At 39.8% G+C, this 25360-nt stretch carries 31 protein-coding genes and 1 pseudogene; 21 read left to right on the top strand and 11 right to left on the bottom strand.

Annotation, left to right across the window (positions count from 1 at the left end):
• Positions 1-71: 71 nt before the first annotated feature.
• The 6 genes from ACE1TI_RS04810 to ACE1TI_RS04785 all read left to right on the top strand — a co-directional run bounded on the left by ACE1TI_RS04810 (position 72) and on the right by ACE1TI_RS04785 (position 4602).
• Positions 72-371: a YunC family protein gene (locus ACE1TI_RS04810; RefSeq protein WP_375006442.1), complete on the top strand. Its 300-nt coding sequence runs from the start codon at positions 72-74 to the stop codon at positions 369-371.
• A 156-nt stretch (positions 372-527) separates the two neighbouring features.
• Positions 528-1322: a thymidylate synthase gene (locus ACE1TI_RS04805; RefSeq protein ID WP_375006441.1), complete on the top strand. Its 795-nt coding sequence runs from the start codon at positions 528-530 to the stop codon at positions 1320-1322.
• Positions 1319-1807, top strand: coding sequence for a dihydrofolate reductase (locus ACE1TI_RS04800; protein ID WP_375006440.1), 489 nt, complete (start codon positions 1319-1321; stop codon positions 1805-1807). Before ACE1TI_RS04805 ends, ACE1TI_RS04800 begins: the two co-directional genes overlap by 4 nt.
• Positions 1808-1868: 61 nt before the next feature.
• The gene (yunB, locus tag ACE1TI_RS04795) at positions 1869-2732 is read left to right on the top strand and encodes a sporulation protein YunB (RefSeq protein ID WP_375006438.1); all 864 of its coding nucleotides are present in this window, start codon (positions 1869-1871) and stop codon (positions 2730-2732) included.
• A 224-nt stretch (positions 2733-2956) separates the two neighbouring features.
• Positions 2957-4483 carry a sodium-dependent transporter gene (locus ACE1TI_RS04790; protein ID WP_375006437.1) on the top strand — a complete coding sequence of 509 codons (1527 nt, stop codon included), beginning with the start codon at positions 2957-2959 and terminating at the stop codon, positions 4481-4483.
• A 2-nt stretch (positions 4484-4485) separates the two neighbouring features.
• The gene (locus ACE1TI_RS04785; protein WP_375006436.1) at positions 4486-4602 is read left to right on the top strand and encodes a methionine/alanine import family NSS transporter small subunit; all 117 of its coding nucleotides are present in this window, start codon (positions 4486-4488) and stop codon (positions 4600-4602) included.
• Positions 4603-4649: 47 nt separating this feature from the next.
• On the opposite strand, the gene ACE1TI_RS04780 is transcribed toward ACE1TI_RS04785, so the two are convergent.
• On the bottom strand, positions 4650-5645 hold the full coding sequence (locus ACE1TI_RS04780; RefSeq protein WP_375006465.1) for a M23 family metallopeptidase: 996 nt from the start codon (positions 5643-5645) through the stop codon (positions 4650-4652).
• A 199-nt stretch (positions 5646-5844) separates the two neighbouring features.
• Here ACE1TI_RS04780 and lipA point away from each other — a divergent pair, with 199 nt between their 5' ends.
• The gene (gene lipA, locus ACE1TI_RS04775; protein ID WP_375006435.1) at positions 5845-6753 is read left to right on the top strand and encodes a lipoyl synthase; all 909 of its coding nucleotides are present in this window, start codon (positions 5845-5847) and stop codon (positions 6751-6753) included.
• A 51-nt stretch (positions 6754-6804) separates the two neighbouring features.
• Here the strand turns inward: lipA and ACE1TI_RS04770 are convergent, their stop codons facing one another.
• Positions 6805-7404, bottom strand: a complete 600-nt coding sequence (locus tag ACE1TI_RS04770) for a YhcN/YlaJ family sporulation lipoprotein (protein WP_375006434.1) — start codon at positions 7402-7404, stop codon at positions 6805-6807.
• Between the two features lie 135 nt (positions 7405-7539).
• Between ACE1TI_RS04770 and ACE1TI_RS04765 the strand changes: the two genes are divergently transcribed.
• Positions 7540-7845 (top strand): YutD family protein, encoded by a 306-nt coding sequence (locus ACE1TI_RS04765; RefSeq protein ID WP_375006464.1) that lies wholly within the window; start codon positions 7540-7542, stop codon positions 7843-7845.
• Between the two features lie 102 nt (positions 7846-7947).
• Here ACE1TI_RS04765 and ACE1TI_RS04760 read toward each other — a convergent pair whose 3' ends face one another.
• Genes ACE1TI_RS04760 through glpX form a run of 3 tightly spaced genes read right to left on the bottom strand, consistent with a single transcriptional unit; the run spans position 7948 to position 9564 of the window.
• A complete protein-coding gene (locus ACE1TI_RS04760) occupies positions 7948-8250 on the bottom strand; it encodes a cytosolic protein (RefSeq protein ID WP_375006433.1) in 303 nt (100 codons plus the stop codon).
• Positions 8251-8307: 57 nt separating this feature from the next.
• Positions 8308-8577, bottom strand: a complete 270-nt coding sequence (locus tag ACE1TI_RS04755) for a DUF3055 domain-containing protein (RefSeq protein ID WP_375006432.1) — start codon at positions 8575-8577, stop codon at positions 8308-8310.
• 12 nt (positions 8578-8589) lie between these two features.
• Positions 8590-9564, bottom strand: coding sequence for a class II fructose-bisphosphatase (gene glpX, locus ACE1TI_RS04750; protein ID WP_375006431.1), 975 nt, complete (start codon positions 9562-9564; stop codon positions 8590-8592).
• A 168-nt stretch (positions 9565-9732) separates the two neighbouring features.
• On the opposite strand from glpX, the gene ACE1TI_RS04745 reads away from it, so the two are divergent.
• Positions 9733-10176, top strand: coding sequence for a DUF86 domain-containing protein (locus ACE1TI_RS04745; protein ID WP_375006430.1), 444 nt, complete (start codon positions 9733-9735; stop codon positions 10174-10176).
• 21 nt (positions 10177-10197) lie between these two features.
• The gene (locus tag ACE1TI_RS04740; RefSeq protein ID WP_375006429.1) at positions 10198-10962 is read left to right on the top strand and encodes a TIGR01457 family HAD-type hydrolase; all 765 of its coding nucleotides are present in this window, start codon (positions 10198-10200) and stop codon (positions 10960-10962) included.
• Positions 10963-10974: 12 nt separating this feature from the next.
• On the opposite strand, the gene ACE1TI_RS04735 is transcribed toward ACE1TI_RS04740, so the two are convergent.
• A complete protein-coding gene (locus ACE1TI_RS04735; RefSeq protein ID WP_375006428.1) occupies positions 10975-11466 on the bottom strand; it encodes a phosphatidylglycerophosphatase A family protein in 492 nt (163 codons plus the stop codon).
• Between the two features lie 149 nt (positions 11467-11615).
• Between ACE1TI_RS04735 and yutH the strand changes: the two genes are divergently transcribed.
• From yutH to thrB, 4 genes are all read left to right on the top strand, one after another.
• On the top strand, positions 11616-12662 hold the full coding sequence (gene yutH, locus ACE1TI_RS04730) for a spore coat putative kinase YutH (RefSeq protein ID WP_375006427.1): 1047 nt from the start codon (positions 11616-11618) through the stop codon (positions 12660-12662).
• A gap of 209 nt (positions 12663-12871) precedes the next feature.
• A complete protein-coding gene (locus ACE1TI_RS04725) occupies positions 12872-14173 on the top strand; it encodes a homoserine dehydrogenase (protein WP_375006426.1) in 1302 nt (433 codons plus the stop codon).
• Positions 14173-15243 (top strand): threonine synthase, encoded by a 1071-nt coding sequence (thrC, locus tag ACE1TI_RS04720; protein ID WP_375006425.1) that lies wholly within the window; start codon positions 14173-14175, stop codon positions 15241-15243. The genes ACE1TI_RS04725 and thrC overlap by 1 nt, the downstream gene beginning before the upstream one ends.
• The gene (gene thrB / locus ACE1TI_RS04715) at positions 15233-16153 is read left to right on the top strand and encodes a homoserine kinase (RefSeq protein ID WP_375006424.1); all 921 of its coding nucleotides are present in this window, start codon (positions 15233-15235) and stop codon (positions 16151-16153) included. Before thrC ends, thrB begins: the two co-directional genes overlap by 11 nt.
• A 93-nt stretch (positions 16154-16246) precedes the next feature.
• On the opposite strand, the gene ACE1TI_RS04710 is transcribed toward thrB, so the two are convergent.
• On the bottom strand, positions 16247-16489 hold the full coding sequence (locus ACE1TI_RS04710; protein WP_091581395.1) for a NifU family protein: 243 nt from the start codon (positions 16487-16489) through the stop codon (positions 16247-16249).
• Between the two features lie 197 nt (positions 16490-16686).
• On the opposite strand from ACE1TI_RS04710, the gene ACE1TI_RS04705 reads away from it, so the two are divergent.
• Positions 16687-17016: a YuzD family protein gene (locus tag ACE1TI_RS04705; RefSeq protein ID WP_375006423.1), complete on the top strand. Its 330-nt coding sequence runs from the start codon at positions 16687-16689 to the stop codon at positions 17014-17016.
• Positions 17017-17035: 19 nt separating this feature from the next.
• Here ACE1TI_RS04705 and ACE1TI_RS04700 read toward each other — a convergent pair whose 3' ends face one another.
• Both ACE1TI_RS04700 and ACE1TI_RS04695 read right to left on the bottom strand, forming a co-directional pair.
• A complete protein-coding gene (locus tag ACE1TI_RS04700; protein ID WP_375006463.1) occupies positions 17036-18106 on the bottom strand; it encodes an NAD(P)/FAD-dependent oxidoreductase in 1071 nt (356 codons plus the stop codon).
• Between the two features lie 450 nt (positions 18107-18556).
• Positions 18557-18676 (bottom strand): annotated as a pseudogene (locus ACE1TI_RS04695) (TetR/AcrR family transcriptional regulator); the annotation flags it as partial.
• 245 nt (positions 18677-18921) lie between these two features.
• On the opposite strand from ACE1TI_RS04695, the gene ACE1TI_RS04690 reads away from it, so the two are divergent.
• From ACE1TI_RS04690 to dapF, 3 genes are all read left to right on the top strand, one after another.
• Positions 18922-19158 carry a YuzB family protein gene (locus ACE1TI_RS04690; RefSeq protein WP_375006422.1) on the top strand — a complete coding sequence of 79 codons (237 nt, stop codon included), beginning with the start codon at positions 18922-18924 and terminating at the stop codon, positions 19156-19158.
• A gap of 214 nt (positions 19159-19372) precedes the next feature.
• A complete protein-coding gene (locus tag ACE1TI_RS04685) occupies positions 19373-19627 on the top strand; it encodes a hypothetical protein (protein WP_375006421.1) in 255 nt (84 codons plus the stop codon).
• Entirely contained in the window at positions 19624-20481 is an 858-nt protein-coding gene (gene dapF, locus ACE1TI_RS04680; RefSeq protein WP_375006420.1) for a diaminopimelate epimerase, read from the top strand. The genes ACE1TI_RS04685 and dapF overlap by 4 nt, the downstream gene beginning before the upstream one ends.
• A gap of 42 nt (positions 20482-20523) precedes the next feature.
• On the opposite strand, the gene mqnE is transcribed toward dapF, so the two are convergent.
• Complete coding sequence (gene mqnE / locus ACE1TI_RS04675; protein ID WP_375006419.1) at positions 20524-21621, bottom strand: aminofutalosine synthase MqnE; 1098 nt, start codon at positions 21619-21621, stop codon at positions 20524-20526.
• 256 nt (positions 21622-21877) lie between these two features.
• On the opposite strand from mqnE, the gene ACE1TI_RS04670 reads away from it, so the two are divergent.
• Positions 21878-22099: a Spo0E family sporulation regulatory protein-aspartic acid phosphatase gene (locus ACE1TI_RS04670; RefSeq protein ID WP_375006418.1), complete on the top strand. Its 222-nt coding sequence runs from the start codon at positions 21878-21880 to the stop codon at positions 22097-22099.
• 76 nt (positions 22100-22175) lie between these two features.
• Positions 22176-22529 carry an iron-sulfur cluster insertion protein ErpA gene (erpA, locus tag ACE1TI_RS04665; RefSeq protein ID WP_375006417.1) on the top strand — a complete coding sequence of 118 codons (354 nt, stop codon included), beginning with the start codon at positions 22176-22178 and terminating at the stop codon, positions 22527-22529.
• A gap of 63 nt (positions 22530-22592) precedes the next feature.
• Here erpA and ACE1TI_RS04660 read toward each other — a convergent pair whose 3' ends face one another.
• The gene (locus ACE1TI_RS04660) at positions 22593-23597 is read right to left on the bottom strand and encodes an NAD(P)/FAD-dependent oxidoreductase (protein ID WP_375006462.1); all 1005 of its coding nucleotides are present in this window, start codon (positions 23595-23597) and stop codon (positions 22593-22595) included.
• A 466-nt stretch (positions 23598-24063) separates the two neighbouring features.
• Between ACE1TI_RS04660 and ACE1TI_RS04655 the strand changes: the two genes are divergently transcribed.
• Complete coding sequence (locus ACE1TI_RS04655) at positions 24064-25269, top strand: NAD(P)/FAD-dependent oxidoreductase (RefSeq protein ID WP_375006416.1); 1206 nt, start codon at positions 24064-24066, stop codon at positions 25267-25269.
• The last annotated feature ends 91 nt before the right edge of the window (positions 25270-25360 follow it).

Genomic DNA, 25360 nt, shown 5'->3' with positions numbered 1-25360 from the left:
CAAACAAGTTTCCACTTTCCGTTCTTTTTCATAACTTAGTAATAAGCTGACAGAAAGAGAGGGAACCGGAGATGATAAAAATGGAACCGGTAGTACTTCATGATCAGTTTTATACTTCTATTATTGTAGAGATCCCTGATACTACACTGCTGATTGTATCTGGTAAAAAAGGATACATTATGTGCGGTGCCCTGGATATTGATATATTAAACACGAAGTGGCCAACAAGAAAAATAGCAGCCGGCAGAGCACTAGGCGTACGTTCGATTGCTGAATTACTGGAAGCTCCGTTGGAGTCTGTCACAAAAGCAGCAGAAGCATTAGGAGTAAAAGCAGGTATGAAGGGAAAAGATGCATTACAATTTATGTAACAAAAATTATTGCCGATAATTATAAGCAGCTGATGTTTTTAAGTAAACAGCAGCTGCTTATATTACCTGACCATTACAAGTTGTGGCTCGCTTAATGAAAAAGTCAACGTATGATATAATGATTGTTACGATTTGTTTGGGAAAGGCGGCAAAAGAATGGAACAATACTTAGATTTATGCAGGCATATATTAAAAAATGGCACAGAAAAAAGTGATCGAACAGGCACTGGAACAATCAGTACGTTTGGATGGCAGATGCGTTTTAATCTTGAAGATGGTTTTCCAGTAGTGACTACGAAAAAGTTACATTTACGCTCTATCATTCACGAGCTGCTGTGGTTCTTGAAAGGAGACACAAATGTAAAATATCTTCAGGACAACAACGTTAGGATATGGAACGAATGGGCGGATAAAGACGGAGATTTAGGACCAATATACGGAAAGCAATGGAGGTCGTGGAAAGGAGCATCCGGTAAAACAGTAGACCAAATAAGTAATGTCATTCAGGAAATTAAGCAGAACCCGGATTCCCGGAGGCTTGTTGTCAGCGCTTGGAATGCAGCTGAAATTGACGACATGGCTCTTGCTCCGTGTCACTGTCTTTTCCAATTTTATGTGAATGACGGAAAGCTTTCCTGCCAGCTTTACCAGCGAAGTGCAGATGTTTTCCTTGGCGTGCCTTTTAATATTGCGTCTTATGCACTTTTAACAAAGATGGTAGCGCAGGTATGTGGATTAAAAGCCTATGAATTTGTACATACTTTTGGGGATGCCCACATTTATCTAAATCATGTGGAACAAATTAAAAAACAACTAACGAGGACGCCTAGAAAACTCCCTGAAATGAAACTCAATCCCGAGGTTCAGTCTATTTTTGATTTCACTATTGATGATTTTGAGCTTCAAGGCTATGATCCTCATCCACACATTAAAGGAGAAGTGTCTGTATGATTTCTTTCATTGCTGCAATGGATGAAAATCGGGTGATTGGTTATGAAAATAAAATGCCCTGGCACCTTCCTGCTGACTTAAAGCATTTTAAAGAGGTAACAAGCGGCTCCCCGATTATTATGGGAAGGAAAACTTTTGAGGCAATAGGAAGACCTCTGCCAGACCGCCGAAATATTATTGTTACAAACAATAAGGATTTTTCTGCAGATGGATGTGAAGTTATTCATTCCTTAGAAGAAGTGAAAAAATTTGCCGATACAAAAGAGGAAATCTTCGTTATTGGTGGAGAAACACTGTTTGAACAGCTTATGCCCTCTGCTGACAGAATGTATCTCACCATCATTCATGATACTTTCCCAGGGGATACGCATTTTCCTGCCTGGCACGAAGAAGAATGGAGTATATCCGAGAAAAAGCAAGGATCCTTCAATGAAAAAAACCCCTACCCTCATACATTTTATACTCTCGAAAGAAAACACGAATAAATGGGCTGAACCCGTTTTTCTTTGCATATATATAAAACAAGCAAAGGAGGACGGGTTTCGTATGAAAAATCGTCGATTCTTTAAAATCAAAAGCCGTCCAAAGGGTCCGCTCCCCTTTCGCTATGTTTTAATTATTTCTCTCTTATTATTTACACTATTTACCGTACAAGGTCTGTGGCTGGTGGAAAAAGGAATACGTCCTACTCTCATGGCAATTGCTCATACAGAAACACAAAAAATTGCTACGCAGGCTATAAATGATGCTATATCTAATAAAATTGTGGAATCAATCGATATTGAAGACATGATACAAATTGAAAAAGACAGCCATGGGCAGGTCACTTCCGTTAATTTCAATTCGGAAATGTATAACCGTGTATTATCAGAAGCAACACTACGAACACAGAAATATTTAAAAATGGTTGAAGAAGGCACCATTGAAGATTTAGGACTACCTGATGAAATCGAACAGGAACTGGAAACAGAAAACTTTACTGACCAGGGAATTATTCATGTGATTCCGCTTGGGCAGGCAACAAATAATGCATTGCTTGCTCAGCTTGGACCGAGAGTCCCTGTCCAGTTTTCTGCAATTGGTGATGTAAAATCATCGATGAGTGAATCCATTTTTGAATCTGGAATTAATAACACTTATATGAGAATTTCTGTAGATATTGAAGTTGATGTACGAGTAGTAATTCCATTTGCAACTGATACAGCCGTTGTTTCTACATCTATTCCAGTAGGAATGGTGTTTATATCAGGAGATGTACCTCAATTCTATAATGCCGGAGATGGAGATATGCCGTCGCCAGCTATTATTCAAGAACAGGAACTAAAAGATGTTATAGAAGAAGAGGAGGACGAAGAGGCTGAAGTAGAAGAAGAACCTGAAGAACCAAAGGAAATTCCTATAACAGAATAAGTAATTCAAAAAAATATTTTGACAAAATAGGTATTAATAATTATAATAAAATAACGAATTATCAGACAAAAGTTATATGGGAGGAGACTGTGTCATGCATACAAATGTACTTTTGGAGTGAACAAAAATAAAAATTTTATTATTTGAAAAGCATTTCTGGTACACTAGTTAAAGAATTTTATTTTCAGAATTTTCATTATTCCTAGTCGAAAGGAGATTATCCCATGAGTATGAGAGAACAATGGGGAACGCGGGCTGGTTTTATAATGGCTGCGGTTGGATCGGCAATTGGCCTGGGAAATATATGGCGTTTTCCAGCCACAGCTTATGAAAACGGAGGCGGTGCGTTTTTTATTCCATATTTATTTGCCTTGCTCACGGCCGGGATTCCGCTGTTGATTTTGGAGTTTACTATAGGGCATAAATACCGCGGTTCGGCTCCGCTAAGTTTTTCTAGAATGAACAAAAAAGCTGAATGGATAGGCTGGTGGGCGGTATTCATTTCATTTGTTATTTCCACCTACTATTCCGTTATTATAGCCTGGGCTATCTCTTATAGTATTTTCTCGTTCAACCAGTCATGGGGAGCTGATACAGAAGCTTTCCTGTTTGGTGAGTATTTGCAGGTGCCAGACGTTCCAGGACAAATTGGGGCGCTCGTACCTTCCGTACTGATTCCATTAATTATTGTTTGGGCCATCACTTTAGGCGTTCTCTTTAAAGGTGTGAAAAAAGGGATTGAGATGGCAAATCGTATCTTTATCCCGACACTAGTTGTTATCTTCTTCATTATTGTTATTCGTGCAGTAACTCTTCCAGGGGCCACAGAAGGTCTTACAGCATTTTTTGAGCCTAACTTTGATGCTATTGCCTCTGGAGGCGTTTGGGTAGCAGCCTACGGCCAAATTTTCTTTAGTTTGTCTATAGCATTTGCGATCATGATTACGTATTCCAGTTATTTACCAAAGAAATCAGATATTACAAACAACGCGTTTATTACAGGTTTCGGTAATTCCAGTTTTGAATTACTTGCGGGTATTGGAGTGTTTGCAGCCTTAGGGTTCATGGCTTCTCAAGCTGGAGTTGGAGTTGAAGAAGTTGTAGCAGGCGGTGTTGGGCTGGCATTTGTTGTCTTTCCGCAGATCATTAATGAGTTTCCGGCATTAAGTGGATTGTTTGGATTTTTATTCTTTGCCTCATTGGTATTAGCCGGACTGTCTTCACTTATCTCTATTTCAGAAACGTATGTTAAAGGGATTTCCGAGAAGTTCGGTATTTCAAGAGCTGCTTCTGTTGGAATAAGCGGGGGATTAGCTGCTCTTATATCGTTAATTTATGCTACCGATGGCGGGTTGTACTTCCTTGATGCAGCCGACTACTTTATTAACCAGTTCGGTGTTGCTCTTGTTGGGCTTGTTGAAGTTGTAGCTATTGCCTGGTTTATGCGTAAGCTTGGTGATTTCGAAAATCATGCGAACAGTATTTCGGACATCAAGTTAGGAGCATGGTGGAAAATTTGTCTGGGTGTTATCACCCCGGTTGTATTAGGTTATATGATGTTCGACTTGTTTAAACAAAATATACTGCGACAGTTTGATACCGACAATGGTAACTATGAAGGTTACCCAGATGCCTTTATCATTTACAGCGGCTGGGCAGTAGCTGCTTTTGCTCTGGTTGCGGGTGTACTCTTTATGTTTATTCGATGGAAAAATAAAGAAGAACGAGAAGAAACAGAGGAGGCGAGCTGATTATGACAGGCAGTGCTATATTTATGATGTTAGTAGGCATGATCATCATCTGGGGAGGAATGGCTGCAAGTATAATGCATGCCAGAAAGGTTTCCAAACAAAATAACAATGCTTCTTAAATAATACAATCAGCCGGCTCCTTCTTAATGAACAGCCGGCTGATTTGTTATTTTCTTCGTTCTTGTTTTTCCCAGGATTTTAATGATGGATAAGGATCAAATGACCATTCGCTGTATCCGTTATCTCTGTACATGCCGTAATGCAAATGCGGAGGAAATTTACCTTGTGTCCCCGGTTTACCGTAACCGGAACTGCCGACATAACCAATAACATCCCCTGGAGCAACAATATCTCCTTTTTTAATTCCCTCTTCAAACCCGCTTAAATGGGCGTAGTAATGATACGTATTAGACAAATCCCGAATACCCAGCCGCCATCCGCCGAATTTGTTCCATCCTTTTAATTCAATAATTCCATGAGAAGTGGCTTTTACAGGAGTTCTGTAGCCGGCAAATATATCGGTACCTTCATGAATGCGCCGTCCGCCCCAGCCCCGTTTATCTCCCCATGTACTGCGGTAGCTGTAATTGTAGTTTAATGGAACGGGAAACGCATGTTCATCGTCTAAATCGATTCGATTGTATTTTTTATAAATTCTTGCATGACCTGTAATAATATTGACAGCTTGATCACGCTGGTAATATTCCCAAAGGCCGATTTGTATATTATCATCATCATAGCCGTAATCGGAAAGGTAGTTTGCAAAAGTAAACAAAACATCTGCATCTTCTTTTAAAGAGGCTTTTCCATTTCCATTTCCATCTAAACCGATTCCATCAAATAAAGCTATAGCAGAAGGATCATCCGATTCTAAATTAGGATTTAATGGTCCTGCCCACTCTTTTGGAGAAAAATATATATTGATGACGCCTTGCGTTTCTTCCCGGTCATTTCTAGCACGCCGCAGTCCTTTTTCATACGTATCCACCCCCGCGAGCCAAAACCAGGGTACCTGTGTGACAGCTTCCATTTCTTTGTATAAAGCAAGACGTTCTTTATAAATTTCTTCGGAAGATTTTTCAGCAGCGTCTGCCATATTCGAGAAAGTTAAATTAGAAAAGAATATAATAATTGTACAAATAGCTGTTAATACTTTTTTCATCATCAACCGATCCTTTTTTGTGTAATTTCTAATCTTTAGTTTGTCTATAGGAGGCTTGTTTCATAATGGCCAATCATTGGAAAAAACAAGACATTTGGCGCACAGGCATTGGACATGTTAAAGTAAGAGAGAAAATGGAAAATAAAAACCATAGGGTAGCATCCTTATAGATTTAAGTTTATGAACGGGAGTGAGTGTGTTGGCCAAAACAGAGGAGTACCTTCGTAAACCGGAATGGTTAAAAATTAAGCTCAATACAAATGAATCATACAAAGGATTAAAGAAAATGATGCGGGAGAAAAACCTGCACACGGTTTGTGAAGAAGCTAAATGCCCTAATATTCATGAATGCTGGGCAGAACGGAAAACTGCTACATTTATGATATTAGGAGACGTGTGTACACGGGCTTGCCGGTTTTGTGCAGTAAAAACGGGACTTCCTAATGAATTGGACTGGCAGGAACCAGAGCGTGTAGCAGAATCGGTCGAACAAATGGGTCTTAAACATGTCGTTATTACAGCCGTTGCACGGGATGATTTAAAAGACGGTGGAGCAGAAGTATTTGCTGAAACCGTGAGAGCCGTAAGACGCCGTAATCCTTACTGCACGATTGAAGTTCTTCCTTCTGACATGATGGGTAAAAAAGAGAACCTTGAGATATTAATGGAAGCCCGCCCAAATATTTTAAATCATAACATTGAAACTGTAGAAAGGCTGACACCACGTGTTAGAGCAAGAGCTACATACGAGAGATCACTCACCTTTTTACAGCGTTCAAAAGAAATGCATCCGGATATCCCAACAAAATCAAGTCTTATGATTGGGCTTGGGGAGACAAAAGAAGAAATTATTAACACGATGGATGATTTAAGAGCGCATGATGTAGATATTATGACAATTGGTCAATATCTCCAGCCAACAAAGAAACATCTAAAAGTACAAAAATATTATACTCCGGATGAATTTGCCGAACTAAAAGATATTGCAATGAAGAAAGGGTTTAGTCATTGCGAATCTGGTCCATTAGTCCGTTCCTCTTATCATGCGGATGAACAAGTAAACGAAGCCCAGGTCCATGAAGAAGCGAACAAATATAAAAAAGCCTAAATGGCATGAAAAATTCCTTGATTATATTATTGTAATCAAGGAATTTTTATCTTACATATGATTGTTATCTGCTTTACGTTTTGAAGTTTTTGGCTGTTCGGTCGTTTGTCTCATATCATTGATTGTTTTTTCTAGAGCAGTGTGACCTTCACGAGAACGAGCGTCCAACCCTTTAAACGCCTCAATATCTTCTATCATATTTGGATTATCGGTAACGACAGTCACATAATAATAAGGCACAATGGATTCAGTTATCATTTTTACATGCTTTACGGCGTCTTCCTCTTCTTCATTGTTCGGTCTAAAAGCAATAAGAGCATATTCATTTGTAATTAAAACACCTGCTTCATGCACCTCAGGAGACTGGACAAGAAGATTGCTGATACCATTAGCAATTCGCTGACGATCAATAACGTCATGCATTGTCATTTGATCGTCTAAATTCGGTTCATTTTCTTGATTTCTGCTGTAGCCGAAGTTATTCCCTTTGATGTTAGACCCAGGATCGGTGTTATCTGTATCTGATACATAATCAAGAGGATGCTCCGGGCCGTATTCTGCACCTAGGTCTTCATTATTGTCATTTGGTATTCCGGCACAACCCTGCAAAACGAGAAAAGTAATCAAAATAAAAATAATCGTTTTTTTCATCCGTCTTTTTCCCCCTTCCATAAAAAGTCGGTTATGTTTTTAGTATGGCTTTTCAAAAAGGAAAAAAAGGTGGGAAATCGCGGAAATACAAAAAGAGAAGATGTTTGGAAGGGTTGGGGTTATGGTACAATAAAAATGGAAGAAGTGAGGTGGCAGGATTTGATTCAAATACAAGGGCAGCATTTTGAACTTATTGAAAACATTCGAAATGGCTGGGACGAAGAAACATTTAAAGAACGCTATAGTGATGTCTTGAATAAATATGATTTTGTTGTAGGGGACTGGGGCCATAATCAATTAAGGCTTCGCGGTTTTTATGATGATTCGAGAAAAAAAGTCTCTTTTGATACCAAAATTGGAACACTGCAGGATTATATTTATGAATATTGCAATTTTGGCTGCGCTTATTTTGTTTTAAAAAAAATAAGAAATCCCGAATAAAAAAGCTCCCTCTGCATGTGGCAGAAGGGAGCTTTTGTTGTTACAAACCAATATAGAAGCAAGCCAAATTTTTTCAGAAAAAGAAAATATAAGGGGAAAATATTATTTGGAAGTATCAAGATATTCTTCTTGGTCGTTAGGATTGTCATGCAACGGATGGGCACCGGGATACTTTCTTGGAATGTTTTGGTGGAACGCTTTATATTCATAGTTGAACGGACTATAATGGCGCTGTCCTTCTTTCCAGGGAGAACTTTTTCCAAGTTCTCGATTGACTGGAGATCCGTACGGGCCCTCAGGCAGTGTTTCCGATGTCAAATACCGCCTGCCCGTTTCTACGTTTGCGAAGTCGGTATAATTAGATGATTCGTGAGCCTGCCGATATTTTTTATACTTATCTTCCATGGTATCCCCCCTCAAGTCTATCTTTCCCTTTTCAAGAGTAAACATACGATTTTAAGGTTAAATAACTTCGTATAAAAAGTCCTTTAATTCGGCAGCATTTTTTGTGTTTAATTGAAAGGCTTTTTCTAAATATCCCGGTTCTTCTAAATCATCGGTTCCAATGATGGCAAAGCGGTTAGATTGCATATCAAGCACCAAATGCTTTCCGTAATGACGAGTAGTGGTGGTTATTGCCAGATCAAAACGTTCTTCTTCTCCCATAAAGCTGACAAAGCGTGTTTTTGTATCTTCTACATCATCATATAAATAAAATCGCTCTTCTCCCACTTTTTACCCTCCTTATTCTTCCTCCATAACGAGGTGAGGTTTATGTTCAAGGCGATGGTGTGCTTTAATATAACGAACAGTTCTTGTTTTGGCACGCATCACAATAGAATCTGTCTCCGTTAAATCACCGCCTAGAAAACGAACGCCTTCAAGAAGTTCTCCAGAAGAGACACCAGTAGCAGCGAAGATCGCATCGTCTCCTTTTACTAAATCATTAAGAGCTAATATTTGGGAAGGATCATCGAGTCCCATCTCTCTACAGCGGGAAGCTTCTTCCTCCGTATGCGGTACAAGGCGTGCTTGCATATCGCCGCCAAGAGCTTTTAGAGCAGCAGCTGAGATAACACCCTCTGGAGCACCCCCTTTTCCTACGAACAAATCAATCCCTGTCTGCGGCAGGGCGGTAGCGATTGATGCACCAACGTCCCCATCTCCAAATAATTTCACTCGTGCCCCTTTTACACGGATTCTTTCAACAATCTCCATATGACGCTCTCGATCCTGAATAATAACAGTTAGATCACGAACACGTTTGTTATTCATTTTTGCAACAATATCGATTGTCTTTTCAATGGGGTCATCAATGCGGACTAAGCCGGCAGCATTAGGGCCGACAGCAAGCTTTTCCATATACATATCCGGAGCGTGAAGCAATGTTCCTCGGTCAGCAACTGCAATAACAGCCATTGCGTTAGCTCGTCCATTAGCCACTATATTAGTACCTTCAAGCGGATCCACGGCGATATCAACTTCAGGGCCGTTTCCGCTGCCAACTTCTTCCCCAATATACAGCATCGGAGCTTCGTCTTTTTCACCTTCCCCTATTACCACTGTCCCGCTGCAGCTGACAGAATCAAACATGGTCCGCATAGCAGTGGTCGCTGCGTCGTCTGCTTCTATTTTTTTGCCTCGTCCAAGCCATTGAGCAGAAGCTATAGCTGCTGCTTCAGTAACACGAACAATTTCTAACGCTAATTCTCTATCCACTGATTTATCCCTCCAGATAAAATAAATCTGCTAATATGATGTATAATTCCGTATTTATACTATCACATTCTTAGGTTGTTGAATAATCAACTTTAAAAGAGAAAAATAGTAATCATATGATATACTGGGCGATAGCGGAGAATTCGGTAAATAAAGGAGGAGCATAATATGTATTTTGTTGATCGAAAGAAAATAGAAGTAATATTAACTTATATGGATAATTTATATACAATTTTTCCAGAGGCCAGAAACGCTGATAATTCCTTAGAACAACTAGCATTGGAACGAATTGCACAGGGCTGGATTGAAGGTATGATTGATGTTGGCAATCAAATGATTGACGGCTTTATTATGAGAGATCCTGGCAGTTATGAAGACATTCTTGACATATTAGAAGATGAAAAAGTAATTCCCAGCGAAGAAGCAAAAGCATTGAAGCAGGTACTTACTTTACGAAAAGACTTGGTACAGCATTATACAACAATTAATCATGATGCTTTTCAAAAAATGTTTTCTGAGCATGAAGCTGCTATTAAAAACTTCTCAGAAAGAATTCGAAACTACCTCGAAAAAGAACTCGGGCCAGTGTCCGCATTTTTACCCGAAGAGTAACAATAATGGAGGAGACGTAACATGAAAGATTACAGCGGATATTTGTTAGATTTAGACGGAACCATTTACCGGGGGGAAGAACCAATTCCCGAAGCCGTAGCGTTTGTGAAAAAGCTGAAGGATCGTAAAATTCCCTATTTATTTGTTACGAATAATTCCACTGCATCCCCCGAAGAAGTTGCTGGACGGTTACAGAACATGGGAGTACCGTGTGAGGAAGAACATGTTGTAACTACAAGCATGGCAGCTGCTTCATACATAGCTAGAGAAGCTATAAATCAAACTGCGTTTATTATTGGGGAAAATGGGTTGAAACAAGCAATACATTCAGCAGGTTTTCAAGACGAAGCAGAAAACCCTGGTTTTGTTGTGGTCGGACTTGACCGTCATGTTACCTATGATAAACTAGCCAAAGCATGTTTAGCAGTTAGAAATGGAGCCAGGTTTATTTCAACAAATGCTGATGTAGCCTTACCAACCGAAAAGGGATTTATGCCTGGTAATGGTGCAATAACTGCTGTGATTACCGTTTCTACAGGTGTGCAGCCAACTTTTATAGGGAAGCCTGAGCGGATCATGATCGATGAGGCAGTGAACAGATTAGGTCTTTCTCACGAAGAAACTGTCCTTATTGGAGATAATTATGATACCGATATATTGGCAGGTATCCAGGCAGGCCTGGATACTGTGCACGTCGCAACGGGAGTTACAACAGTAGAAGAGTTGGCATCTAAGTCTCAACCTGCTACATACAATGTTTCATCTTTATCAGAATGGAAAATATAAAAAGTAAAATTACTATCTGTGGTCAAGCCGGTGTGCAAGCCGGCTTGAAGCAGAAGCAGCAATCGCTCCGACAATATCATCGAGAAACGTATGGCATTCTCCGTTTAATTTATCATTTAACTTTCCTATGATACCCGGTTTTTGTTTATCAATATACCCATAATTCGTAAACCCAATGCTTCCATACACATTAACGATGGATAATGCGATTATTTCATCCACCCCATAAAGACCTTCATCATTCTGGACGATTTCAAGCAGAGGCTCAGATAATTGGCCTGCTTCAGCAAGTTTGTCCAGCTCAATACCAGTTATCACTGCATTTTGAACTTCTCTTTTTGATAAAACACCTGCTACATGTTCAGCACATGTTTCAAGGTTAAGCCCCTCTATATACTCTTCTTGCAAAAAGTGAACCAGTTTTGCAATGTCTTCAATAAGAACCCCTCGGTCTTTCAGCATTTTTTTTGTGGTTTCTTCTAATGGATGATGCTTGTAAACCATCACATTTCCTACTTTCCATTTAGTTATTTTCCATTTTTATTGTCTCCGTTTTATTACAATGTATCCGATTGAAAATATAACAGGAAGGGTTAACTGGAGAACCATGTTCATACAATCATGATAAGCGAAGGCAGAGGAGGTTCCTTTATATGATGGAGCGGAATGTGTATGAACATTACGGAATTTATATCAATGGCTCATTTAAGGCAGGAGATTACACAGGTTTTAGTGATGGTAATTCTATGTATTTACTCGTACCGGATCTTTCACAGCAGCCAGATGAGTGGGAAGATAAATTAAGCTGGGCCGAACAATTAAGGTGGCTAGGAGATGAATCCATTGCTGTGTTTGTTTCTCCGTATACTAGAGAGTATTCCGTCCCAGTAGATGGAGAGAAGCAGTTACTGTTTCAGGTTGTTCCTCCTAAATCTGCAGAAGGAAGAAATTTGAACCAAGAAGGTACAATGCTGGGAGATTTTCATAAAAGAGGGATGAACTTATTTCCTCATGCCGCACCCCGCCCTTTTTCGGATAGATGGTGCGATTGGTGGGAAACGAGGTTAGAACAATTAGAAACCTGGTATTCAAATGTTCGAAAAAAAACCACCTACTCACCCATGGATAAGTGGTTTTTGCAAACTTTTCCTTATTATATAGGCCGTACTGAAAATGCCATTCAGTGGCTGAAAGAAACGTCCTGGCAAGTTGAAAATAGAGAAGAGCCTGGATGTATCACTCATTTCTGTTTCACTTCGAAAACCTGGGTGACACTAGATCAACACAGCCCGCCTGTAAAGCTTCCATCTGATTGGCTGTATGATCATCCTTCAAGAGATGTAGCAGAATGGATACGACATGCGATGGAAGAAGAGAAAAGAGAAAATGAAATATATGATTTTCTTCATAATTACGAACAAAAAAATGAATTAAGCGGTTTTGGCCGCAAGCTTGTCCTAGGGCGTTTATTATTTCCCTATTATTATATGGAGCAGCTAGAACAAACGTATTTGCGTGAAAATACAGGAGGGCAGGAAGATGCATTAAAAAAATTACAATTATTATGGGAAAAAGAATCAGATAGAATAAAACAATTATCTGCATTATTTCCATCATTTCTCCCAAGAAAAGAAGAGATGCCAAAGTGGCTCACCGGTACAGTTACTTCCTCATTTTATCCTTCTAATAAATTGTTATAAAGATAGTGGTTTACAGAGCTTTTTAAAATCTTTACTGAATACCTCTTGTAAAACAGGGAATCACCTTATATAATGTCCTTTATACAGAGACAATTGTTTACTCTATATAAACATAAAAAGATATACTAATTGACATTTTAGAGACTTTTATGCCATGATATGTACTATTCAAGTAAAGTTCGGAACAGGCAGCAAGGGGTGGAGAGAGTATGGAACATGGAGTGGTTATTGGCTTGCTCGGTCTGGGTACTGTAGGAAGCGGAGTTATCCAGATCGTAAGCGAGCATCAGCAAGAACTTAAGCACCAAGTTGGATGCAGTATTACAATTGGAAAGGCGCTTGTCAGAGATAAAGATAAATACCGGGGGTCACAAATATCCCAGAATCAATTAACTTTGAATGCAGATGAGGTTTTAAATGACCCTGACATAGATGTTGTTATAGAAGTAATGGGAGGAGTACAGCAAGCTCGGGAGTATATTCTTCAGGCTCTTAATAATAAAAAACATGTCGTAACAGCTAATAAAGATTTGATGGCTTTATATGGAGCAGAATTGCTTAAAGTTGCAGCAGAAAACGGCTGTGACTTGTTTTATGAAGCAAGCGTAGCTGGCGGCATTCCTGTTATACGAGGCCTCACTGAAGGTTTAGCTTCTGACCGTATTACCCAGATGATGGGAATTGTAAATGGTACAACGAATTATATTTTAACTAAAATGGAGCAAGACGGAAGAGATTATGAAGAAGTTCTTAAGGAAGCTCAAGAACTTGGTTTTGCCGAAAGTGATCCTACATCAGATGTAGAAGGCCTGGACGCAGCACGTAAAATGGCAATATTGGCGACACTCGGTTTTTCTATGAATGTTGACCTTGAAGATGTCATTGTTCGAGGTATTACCACCGTAACGACGGAGGATATGAACTATTGTAAACAGCTTGGCTTTACGTTAAAGCTGATAGGTCTTGCAAAGCGGACAGAAGGGCGTGTAGAGCTGACTGTACAGCCGATGCTGCTGCCAAACAGCCATCCGCTCGCAGCCGTGCAAAATGAATATAATGCGGTTTATGTATATGGAGAAGCTGTCGGAGAAACGATGTTCTATGGGCCTGGTGCAGGATCTCTTCCAACGGCTACAGCAGTAGTATCTGACTTAGTCACTGTCGTGAAAAACCTGCGGTTGGGAGTAAGCGGCAGAACAATTAATTCTCCGCTTCATAAAAAAGAATTAAAGACTGATGAAGAAGTTCACTCTAAATACTTTTTACGTTTGCAGGTGAAAGATGAAACGGGCACTTTTGATGCGTTAACTTCTTTATTTGCAAAAGAAGATGTCAGCTTTGAAAAACTGCTGCAATGGCCTTTGGATGAAAACGAACCTGTAGCTGAAGTTGTTATTATTACTCATACTACCAATAGAGCTGTGTATGAAAGAATATATAAAGAATTAGAAAACATGGACGTTGTACTGGATGTGAAAAGCAGTTACCGCGTCGAGGGAGGACAAGCGTAATGAGCAGCTGGAAGGGATTGCTTCACACTTATAAAGAATATTTGCCGGTGCACGAGAACACACCGCTTTTAACTTTAAATGAAGGAAATACACCTCTGATCCCGCTTGAACGTTTATCAGAAGAATGGGGAGCAGAAATTTTTGTTAAAACCGAGGGGGCAAACCCAACTGGTTCTTTTAAAGACCGGGGAATGGTTATGGCTGTAGCAAAAGCAAAAGAAGAAGGAAGCAAAGCCATTATATGCGCTTCTACCGGTAACACTTCTGCTGCAGCTGCTGCATACGGTGCCAGGGCTGGTCTGCGTTGTATTGTTGTCATACCAGAAGGGAAAATCGCACTTGGCAAGCTTGCGCAGGCTGTGATGTACGGTGCAGAAGTATTTGAGATTCAAGGAAATTTCGATAACGCTTTAGACATTGTCCGGTCTGTAAGCAAAAAGGAAAACATTACGCTTGTTAATTCTGTTAACCCTTATAGAATAGAGGGACAAAAAACATCCGCTTTTGAAATTTGTGATGTTCTTGGGGAAGCTCCGGACGTGCTTTCTATTCCAGTCGGTAATGCAGGAAATATTACAGCCTATTGGAAAGGTTTTAAAGAATATCATGAGAAGAAACGCACGGGCCTTCCTCAAATGCATGGATTTGAAGCAGAAGGTGCTGCTGCTATCGTAAAAGATCAAGTGATCGAAGAACCGGAAACTGTAGCTACAGCTATCCGCATAGGCAATCCAGCCAGCTGGTCGAAAGCGGTGGAAGCTGCTAACGAGTCAAATGGCCAAATTGGCATCGTTACAGACGAAGAAATATTAGAAGCCTATCAGCTTCTAGCTCAAAAAGAAGGAGTTTTTGCTGAGCCTGCTTCTTGCGCCTCTATTGCAGGTTTGAAAAAACAAATCGAAAGTGGCGCTGTTCCAAAAGGGTCCAAGGTTGTATGTGTATTAACCGGAAACGGACTGAAGGATCCAAGCACAGCCATTGACACGGTAACTGTAAAACCTACTGTTATACCAAACAAAGAAGAGGCCTTTCTTGAACAGCTCAAAGGAGGGGTTACAAGTGGCAGGTGAGAAATTGGTCATCACTGTGCCGGCCAGTTCTGCTAATTTAGGGCCGGGATTTGATTCAATCGGCCTTGCGGTGAATCGTCATTTAACGTTAGAGGCAGAACGCTCTTCAGAGTGGAGGTTTTATTCATATTCTCCTGAGTTAGCTGATATTCCAGAAGGAAAAGATAATTTGGTATATGAAGTAGCAGAAGAGTTGGCAAGGCAGCTGGGAAAAGAACTGCCAGCATGCGAAGTTAAGATGACCAGTGATATACCTCTTGCCCGAGGGCTGGGAAGCAGTGCAGCAGCAATTATAGCTGCTATTGAGCTTACAGATAAGTTAACCAATGCTTCGCTTCTGAAAGAGGAAAAAATGAGATTTGCCAGCCTGTGGGAAGGTCACCCTGATAACGTAGGACCATGTTTATATGGAGGCCTGATTGTTGGTTCTCACAATGAAAATGATACAAACATGGTGCATTGCGGAGTTCCTGATATTGATTTAGTGATGGCCGTTCCAGCTTCTGAATTAATGACAAAAAAAGCAAGAGGGATTTTACCAGACTCTCTAGAGTATCATAAAGCTATTAAAGGCAGCTCTGTAAGCAACGTCCTGATTGCTGCTTTATTAAAAGAAGATTGGGAACTGGTAGGAAAAATGATGGTCCAGGATGTTTTCCATCATCCATATCGGGAAAAACTGGTTCCTGGATTGATAGATATTATGGAAAACATTCAAGATTACGGTGCCTATGGGGCCGCTTTAAGCGGAGCAGGTCCAACTATAATGTGTCTTGCGCCACGGGGAAAAGGAGAAGAGGTTTGCAAAAAACTTCAAAAAGATTATCCTCAGTTTGAAGTGCAGACAGCTAAACCAGCACCATTTGGAGCAACTGTACGTTATCAGAAGCTCACAGCAAAAACAAGCTGATTATTCTCGCACCTGCTTTATAGTAAAATGGTTTTTACTGAAAAAAGGGTGTCCCTTCGTTAAAGGGACACCCTTTTAAATAACCAATGGTCATTAAAATACTTGTTCTAACTCCACTACACCAGGAACTTCTTCAAGCAAAGCACGCTCGATTCCTGCTTTCAATGTAATAGTGGAAGATGGGCAAGAGCCGCATGCTCCCATTAGACGAACTTTCACAATGCCGTCTTCAACATCAACTAATTCAACGTCTCCACCGTCACGCAGCAAAAACGGACGCAGCTTCTCGAGAACTTCCTGGACTTGAGCGTGCATGTCTTCGGTTGTGTTTGGCATGCTTTCATCTCTCCTTTCTTTCTTTCCCCTTATTATATTATCCTGTTCGGATATGTTCCATAATCATTAGGGCTTAATCCATATTCTACTATGAAACGCTTGTTAATGACAACCAATGAGGCGGTGTAAAAATATACTTTTCTGTCGTTGCTTTAACCGACTTCTGATAGTAAGATAGAAAAAAGGGGAGAAAACGCATGACAGAAACAAAATCAATGGAAGTGAAAATTTATGGAGCAGAAAAGAAATGTCCCAGCTGTGTTAATCTCCCGTCTAGTCTTGAGACAAAGGAATGGCTTGAAGCAGCAATTAATCGAAAGTATCCAAACGAATCATTTTATTTTCTATATATAGATATAGAAAAAACGGATCTATTAGAAGGAGAGGATTTAAAATTAGCAGAAGAAATTCTCGCTGATGAATATTTCTATCCTCTCGTGACGATTGAAGGAGAGATAGCCGCAGAAGGGAATCCCAGGTTAAAAACGCTGTATAATACAATAGAGAAAAAGCTGCAGCAGCAATAACTTGCTGCAAGCAGCTTTTTTAGACACCAGAATGGTGTTTATACATCCATAACACGCCGCTTTTAAGTAATCGTGCTACTCTTCCTGTTACAGCTGTATCTCCCATCACCCCAAAGCCATGTTTCTTTCCTAAGGATCCTAAAACTCCTTTTAATTTTATTTTAGGTAGGTTTTCCGGAAGAGCTTCTCCATTCCAGCGTTTTTTAAGAACCATTGCAATTTGCTCTGCCTGACCTTCTGCCAGCTGCGCACTTGGTGCATGAGGAAGGCTGGCACAATCTCCAACCACAAAGGTATTCTCATCGTCTGGGAGATGATGATGAGGAGTTAATACTATCCGACCTTTTTCATCTTTTTCTACATCCAAATCACGTACAACCTTGTTTGGCTGTATGCCCGCTGTCCAAATAATAGCATCAGAGGCTATAAAATCCTCATGATTGTAAAGACCGTTTTTTTGTACCTTAGTGATATTTGAATTACTAATAACTTCTACTTCATGTTTTACAAACCAATTTTGGACGTAATTACTAAGGCGTTTCGGAAACATGGGGAGAATTGTTTCCCCGCGGTCAAAAAGTTTTATGTGTAAATCGGAACGGCTTTCCCGCAGCTCACTTGCTACTTCCACTCCGCTTAACCCTGCTCCAACAATAGAAACGACTGATTGAGCAGGGAGATTATTAAGAGCTTCATACGTTCGTCTTGTTTTTTCCATGCTTTGAATGCTATACGTATTTTCCTCTGCTCCTGGAACGCCATGATATTTATCTTCACAACCAAGTCCGATAATTAAAAGGTCATATGAAAGAGGTTCTTCTCCTCTCATATGAATAAGTTTATTTTCTCTGTCTATAGAATCTACGGTGCCGAAATGAAGGGAAAGACGGTCATGTTTAGGAAAAGGAACTCTAACATCATGATCCGATTCCGTACCTGCAGCTAATGCATAGTACTCTGTTTTAAAGCAGTGGTATGGCAGTTTGTCTACAAGTACTAACTCTATATCGTCTGGAAGGTCGTTAGGAAGCAGCCTCTGCAATATACGCATGCCTCCATATCCTCCTCCTAAAATAACTAATTTCTTCATAGCACGATTTCCCCTTTTTGTTAGAATTCCTTTTAAGCTGGTATGCATCAGCAGCATCAGTTCATCTAAAAACGCTTCCCGTGTATCTTCCTTGCAGGATGCCAGTGTGTAATAAAAATGACTGTTAATGACGTTCGACCAGAGGGTAAGATCGGTATCGGCTTTTACTTCTTCTCGTTGAACGCCAGTTTCTAAAAGCTCACGCCATTTCTCAAGAAGAAGAGAATCACTTTCTACGACATGCTGCCAAATCCGCCGTGTTAAGTCCGGATTGAAATGGTATTCTCCAAGAAAAAAGCTGAAATGAGCGCGGAGCTTTGAGATAAACGTGATGGTCTGCAGACCGTATGTTGTCAGGTATTCATCCACCTGATAAAGCCTATCCTCTGCTAAAGCTTCCATAATAGACTCTTTTGTTGGAAAATAATTAAAAAACGTCCCTTTTGCAACCTCAGCATTCTCTGTTATTTCCTGAACAGTAGCTGCTTCAAACCCTTTTTCGCGAAACAGGGCAACTGCCGCTTTTAATATTTTTCCCCTGGTTTGTTGTTTTTTTTCAGATCTTTTCATTTTAATCTCTCCAATATGATAAGAGGAAGACGTCTTTTATATGTATATGTAAAAAATGACCTCGGTCACTTCAGATTATAACGATTTCATGGCAAATTTACAACAATCCATAAAAAATCTAACTATTTTGTGAAGTTGAGCATTTTTTAATAGACATATCCCCTGTATTCTTATTGAGTAAAACATGTTGACTAATAGCAGCTGCAGCGATAGGATAATTGCAGACCCTTAAAGAGGTGAGAATAATGAGGCCGATTATAGAATTTTGTTTAAGTAATCTGGCGAGCGGCACTCAGAAAGTGAAAGAAGAACTAGAAAAAGACCCCAATCTTGATATTATCGAATACGGCTGTCTCGGAAACTGCGGTCAGTGTGCTGGCAGCATGTACGCCCTGGTGAACGGAGAAGTCGTTGAAGGGGAAACTTCAGAAGAGCTGCTCTCCAATATTTATAAATACTTGGATGAAAATCCAATGTTTTAGTAATAGGGAGCTGTTTCCTAAGCTTGGAGCTGATAGCTTTGCTTTGGAAACAGCTTCCTTTATACTTTAGGAATGTTTAACTTTGTTAAAGGTTCAAAGTATAAGTAAAACTACGACTTCCGCCATAAGGACTTGGCGGCAAGCCGAGTTTTTCTAATAATACACTTTCAAAAATTTTCTGTTACTTATAAAATAGGGAGGGAAAAGGATATAAATGAAATTAATTCCTTTTGAAAATACATGGCCGTTTGAGAAGATGGGTGATGATATTTATATCGAGGACTGCCCCTATTGCGATGCTAAAAATGTGCTTACATATATGAAACCGGAGGACTTAGAAAACGCAATGGAGGAAATAAAAACAACCCTTATCATGCCTTGTTGTCATAACAAAATGACAATTGTTCAAGCAGATAATGATTACTTTTGGACGACAGATTCGTTGAGGAAACGAGGGAGCAAAAAATGAAATTCACCAAAATGCATGGTTTAGGGAATAGTTATATATATATAAACCTTTTTGAAGAAACGTTAAAAGAAGAAGAATTATCAAATATTGCTGTACAGATTTCTAATAAAAACACGGGCATCGGTTCAGATGGAATGATATTGATCGGCCCATCAAAAGAACAAGACATCCGGATGAGAGTGTTCAATGCGGACGGTTCAGAAGCAAAAAATTGCGGTAATGGACTTCGCTGTGTAGCAAAACTGGCCTATGAAAAGAATCTCGTCTCAAAAAAGGATTTCACAGTTGAAACGCTTGGAGGTCCAGTAAAAGCAAGCGTTCATTTAAGTGAAGATGAGCAGCAGGTAGAGCTTGTTTCTGTAGATATGGGACCGCCCAGGTTATTAAAAAAAGACATTCCCTTGAAAGGTGATCCTGATAGCAAAACGATTGAAGAAGAAGTAGAAGTGTCTGGAGCTACTTTAAAAATGACGGCCCTTTCTATGGGCAACCCCCACGCCGTTTTCTTTGTAGATGATATTAACAAAGCTCCAGTCGAGAAGGCCGGTCCTGTGCTGGAGAAGCATGATATGTTTCTAGAATCAGCAAACATTGAATTTGTAGAAATGATTGCTGAAGATAAAATGCATTTTCGCGTATGGGAGAGAGGTTCAGGCATCACACAAGCCTGCGGTACGGGGGCATGCGCTGCTGTAGCAGCTGCTGTTCTTACACATCGATCCAAAAAGGAAACAACTATTACCGTACACCTTCTCGGAGGAGATCTGCATATTACCTGGAAAGAAGAAGGGAATATTTGGATGACTGGCCCGGCGGAAACAATATGCGAAGGAACGTATAGAATAAGAAAGTAAGAAAAAATGGGAAAGAGCAGCTGCCTTTTCCCATTTTTATGTTTAATACTTTTTGATAACATTGTAAAATGTGTCACGTTCGACAGGTTGTTTGTCTGCCCCTTTTATGAGATGGATCAGTTCTTTGCGAGTCAGCCCCTGAGAGGTGAGTGCCCCTACAGAGTGGGAGATTCTCTCCTCAATAAGTGTGCCATGAATATCATCAGAACCAAAGGTGAGAGCCATTTGTGTTAATTGCGCTCCAATATTAATCCAGTATGCTTTGATATGATCAAAGTTATCGAGCATCAAACGTGAGATAGCGATCGTTCTCATATCATCGTATGCAGAAGTACGGCGGTTCCAGCCCGCATTTACTTTTCGAGGCTGCATAGCAAGAGGGATGAAAACCATAAATCCATTCGTTTTATCCTGAAGCTGGCGTAATCGATCCATATGGATGAGTCGTTCTTCAAAGGTATCAATGGAACCGTAAAGCATTGTCGCATGAGTTTTCATTCCAAGCTCATGAGCTAGTTCATGGGCTTCAAGCCATTCATCTGTAGAAGCTTTATCCGGGCTCATTTTAGCTCGGTATCTTTCTGTTAATATTTCAGCGCCGCCGCCTGGAAGAGTGTCCAGTCCGGCTTTCATTAACTCTTCAAGTACTTCTTTCATGGTAAGCCCAGCATGACGGGCGAAAAATTCAATTTCTGCGCCTGTATATGCTTTGACAGCTGCCTGAGGGTAATGCTTTTTTAAAGTTTTAATAGTGTTGAGGTAATAGTCAAAGCCAACCTCTGTATTATGTCCGCCGACGATATGAAATTCTTGTATGTTGTCATTCCATCGTTTCTCTACATATTCTAGAAGTTCTTCTTCATGCATGGTATAAGCGCCTTCTTCACCAGGCTTTCGTTTGAAACCGCAAAAACCGCAGCTTGCTTCACAAACATTTGTAGGGTTAATGTACATATTTTCTATAAAATAAACATTAGTTCCGTTTTTCTGTTCATTAACTTGGTCAGCTAACTGGGCTACGCTTAAAAGGTCACTTGTTTCATATAAATAAAGGCCATCTTCAATGGAAAGGCGCTCACCTTGTTGTATTTTATCGGCTATATTCTGCATTTTGGCATCTTTTGTTAAAGTGACTGCCATTGTATCCTTCCTTTCTGAATACGTTAATGCCCACGGCAATATAAATTCATTATACATCTTGAGGGTTTGAAATAAAAGAGAGACATGTAGAGAACCGAAATACTAAGAGTTCAAATAAAAAAGTTTAAGAGATAAAACAGTGAAAAGAATATGCAAAAACCAAACATTATATGATAATATTTGTTTTTTTATGGAAATTAAGATAAAATAGAAATAATATAAATGTGAAGATGTACCCTGTTAGGGAGGGAAGGCAATGGGTAAAAATGTTTTCACTACCTTGGAGGAAAAAGAACTAGAAAGTCTCCGTCAAAAGATGATAGAAGCTGCTGAACTACATGGCATAGAGCATCCTCTAGTCCTTCATTACAGTCAAAAAGTTGATCAAAAGCATAATAAACTGCTTGAGTTGAAACCCAAAAACAAATCCCTCCCTTCTGTACCCTACTCCAGCCAAAGAACTTGGCAGATTATTTGATAGGTATTCCAAAAAACGATATACTCTCCTTAAGGAATACAAAACTCCGGCTTATTAATGAAAAGGAGGATTTTTCATGATTAATATTACAGACGCTGCGATTGAGCGTGTGAAGAATATGATGAAAGAAGAAAATGATGATAACTTGAAACTGCGTGTTGGTGTAAAAGGCGGCGGCTGCAGCGGATTGTCGTATGGTATGGGTTTTGATACAGAGGTCGAAGATACGGACAATGTACAGGAGGAAAACGGCTTTCAAATTCTTATCGATAAAGAAAGTGCACCGCTCTTAGACGGCGTTGTTATTGACTATAAAGAAAATATGATGGGCGGTGGCTTTACGATTGATAATCCAAACGCCATTGCTTCCTGTGGCTGCGGATCTTCCTTTAAAACAGCTACTAACGCAGGTACTCCAGAAGACTGCTAAATGAAAAATCCCTTTGCGGTGTTAAAACTGCAAAGGGATTTTTTTGAAAGTTTTAATGTTACCTTAAAACATATGAGAACTGTGCCCAGGCTGGAGGCGGGCATTTGGATCAATATATGCTTTTGCGTTGTTTACAGCAGTTGGCGCCTCACCAAATCCAGTAGCAATAAGTTTTACTTTACCATCATAGGTAGCAACATCTCCAGCTGCGTAAATACCTTTAATGTTTGTTTCCATTTTCGAATTCACTTCTATCATGTTTTTTTCAATGTTAAGGCCCCACTCTTTAATCGGACCTAGAGAAGAGATGAAGCCGTAATTGACGATTAAAGCGTCCACGTCAACTGTTTTAACGGCCTCTCCTTTTACTTCTTCTATAGCGACTTGTTTAATTTTTTCTCCGTCTCCGATCAGCTCTTTTACTTGAAATGGAGTAACAATATTTACCCCCGATTGACGCAGCTGTTCTACGCTGTGTTCATGAGCCCGAAACTTATCACGACGATGGACAAGGGTTACTTCAGATATAGGATCCAGCATATTTGCCCAGTCCACAGCAGAATCGCCGCCGCCGCATATCATGACTTTTTGTCCCGCAAATTCTTTTAAGTCATTTACAAAATAGTGCAGGTTGCTGTTTTCATAAGGTTCAGCTCCCTCTACCTTCAATTTGCGAGGCTGAAACGCACCAACGCCTGCTGTAATTATAATCGTTTTGGAATAATGAATTTCTTTATCAGTATGCAGTTCAAATATTTCATCGTCTGTTTTTATAACATTTTGGACGGACTGTTCGAGAACAACTTCCGATTCGAACGTATGCATTTGCTCAATAAGGTTGTCAACTAATTCTTGAGCCCTGACTTTAGGAAAGCCGGCAACATCATATATATACTTTTCAGGATATAGGGCCGACAGCTGTCCGCCAAGCTGAGGCATGCTTTCGATTATTTTTACTTTTGCCTGCCGCATACCTCCATAAAAAGCGGTAAATAATCCCGTCGGACCGCCCCCGATAATTGTAATATCATATATTTCATTTTCTAGGGTCAACACGTCCACCTCCATATGAACTTCATAAAACACTACCTTCTATTATAAGCATATGACTATATTTTTTAAAAGGAAGAGGGTTATTACTATTAACGTCGGTATCTATAATCTTATCGAAGAAGCTAAAGCTGTACCAGAAGGAATTGGCACCAGTCCCCTTTCTCCTATACATCATTATCTTTACATGCTATGTAAGAACTTTTGAAAAAAAGGTTGAAAAACATAGAAAAAAGAAATATCATAATACATGTAATTTGTGACTATTATGCAACATATTGTAGAATTTTTTGAACGGAGATTAGCTTTTTTCTATTAATAAACTTCATATTTGCTATTTTTCGTTTTTTCATCCCGGAAAAGAGAAGGGGATTTTTCTTACCTCATCTACGTGAAATCAATCACATGTGAATTTATTATATTCTAATAAAAAGGTTCCGGGAAAGATATTAAGTAAATACTTTAGAAAATGGATGTGATTATGATGGCCACCAAACCGAATATTTTAATTTTAGGTGCTGGTTACGGCGGTATGGTAACGGCGACTAAAATTACAAAAGAGTTAGGGCACAACGAGGCAAATGTAACGTTAATAAGTAAACATGATTATCATTACCAAACTACATGGCTCCATGAACCTGCAGCAGGAACGCTCCACCACGATAGAACCCGCATGAAAATTAATGATGTCGTTGATATTAATAAAATCAATTTTATCCAAGATGAAGTAGTAGAAATTCACAGAGAAGAGAATAAAGTTTCATTGAAAAACGGCGGACAAGTTGAGTTTGATTATCTTGTAACAGCTCTCGGTGCTGTACCGGAAACATTTGGAGTGCCGGGTGTGTTCGATTATGCCTTTAATAAATGGACAGTGAACGGCGTGCGTGAAATAAAAGAGCATATTGAATATATGTTTGCTAAATACAATAATGAACCTGAACCAAAAGATCATCTATTAACTTTTGTAGTTGCAGGGGCAGGCTTTACAGGGATTGAATTCATTGGAGAATTGAGTGAACGTGTTCCTGAGCTTTGCAAGGAATATGACATTCCTAAAAACAAAGTAAAAATGTATGTGATTGAAGCAGCACCTACTGCATTGCCGGGATTCGACCCTGAGCTGGTGGAATACGCTATGAATCTCCTTGAAAACCGCGGTGTAGAATTTAAAATTAACACCCCTATCAGTGAAGTAACTGAAAATGGTGTGGTCTTAAAAGATGGTGAAGAAATAAAATCAGCAACTGTTGTTTGGGCTACTGGTGTCCGTGGAAATCCGGTTATCGAAAATTCCGGTTTTGAAAACATGAGAGGACGGGTCAAAGTAGATCCTGACCTCCGTGCTCCGGGCCACGACAATATCTTTATTATTGGGGACTGCTCTTTAATGATAAATGAAGAGACCGAACGACCTTATCCTCCTACTGCACAAATCGCAATGCAGCAGGCGGAAACAGTAGCTAAAAATCTAAAAGCTCTTGTTAAAGGAGAAAAACTCCAAGAATTTAAACCAGACATTAAAGGTACGGTTGCTTCTCTTGGAGGAAAAGAAGCTATTGGTGTTGTCGGCAATAAAAAACTCTTTGGAACATCCGCTAATTTCATGAAGAAAATGATTGATAATCGTTATCTTTGGATTCTGGGCGGCGCAGGCCTTACCTTGAAAAAAGGAAAGAATCCATTTTAATGAAATAAGCAGGAGTTGATCAAAAACCATCGCATGGTAAACAGCCGGTCGTGAATATTAATCACGACCGGCTGTTTTGCTTGTTGTTTAG

It is taken from the genome of Alteribacillus sp. JSM 102045 (genome assembly GCF_041949975.1).
In the GTDB taxonomy this organism is placed as follows: domain Bacteria; phylum Bacillota; class Bacilli; order Bacillales; family Marinococcaceae; genus Alteribacillus.
The sequence above is the reverse complement of the archived record's forward strand: the minus strand, read 5'-3'. Positions and strand labels throughout refer to the sequence as shown.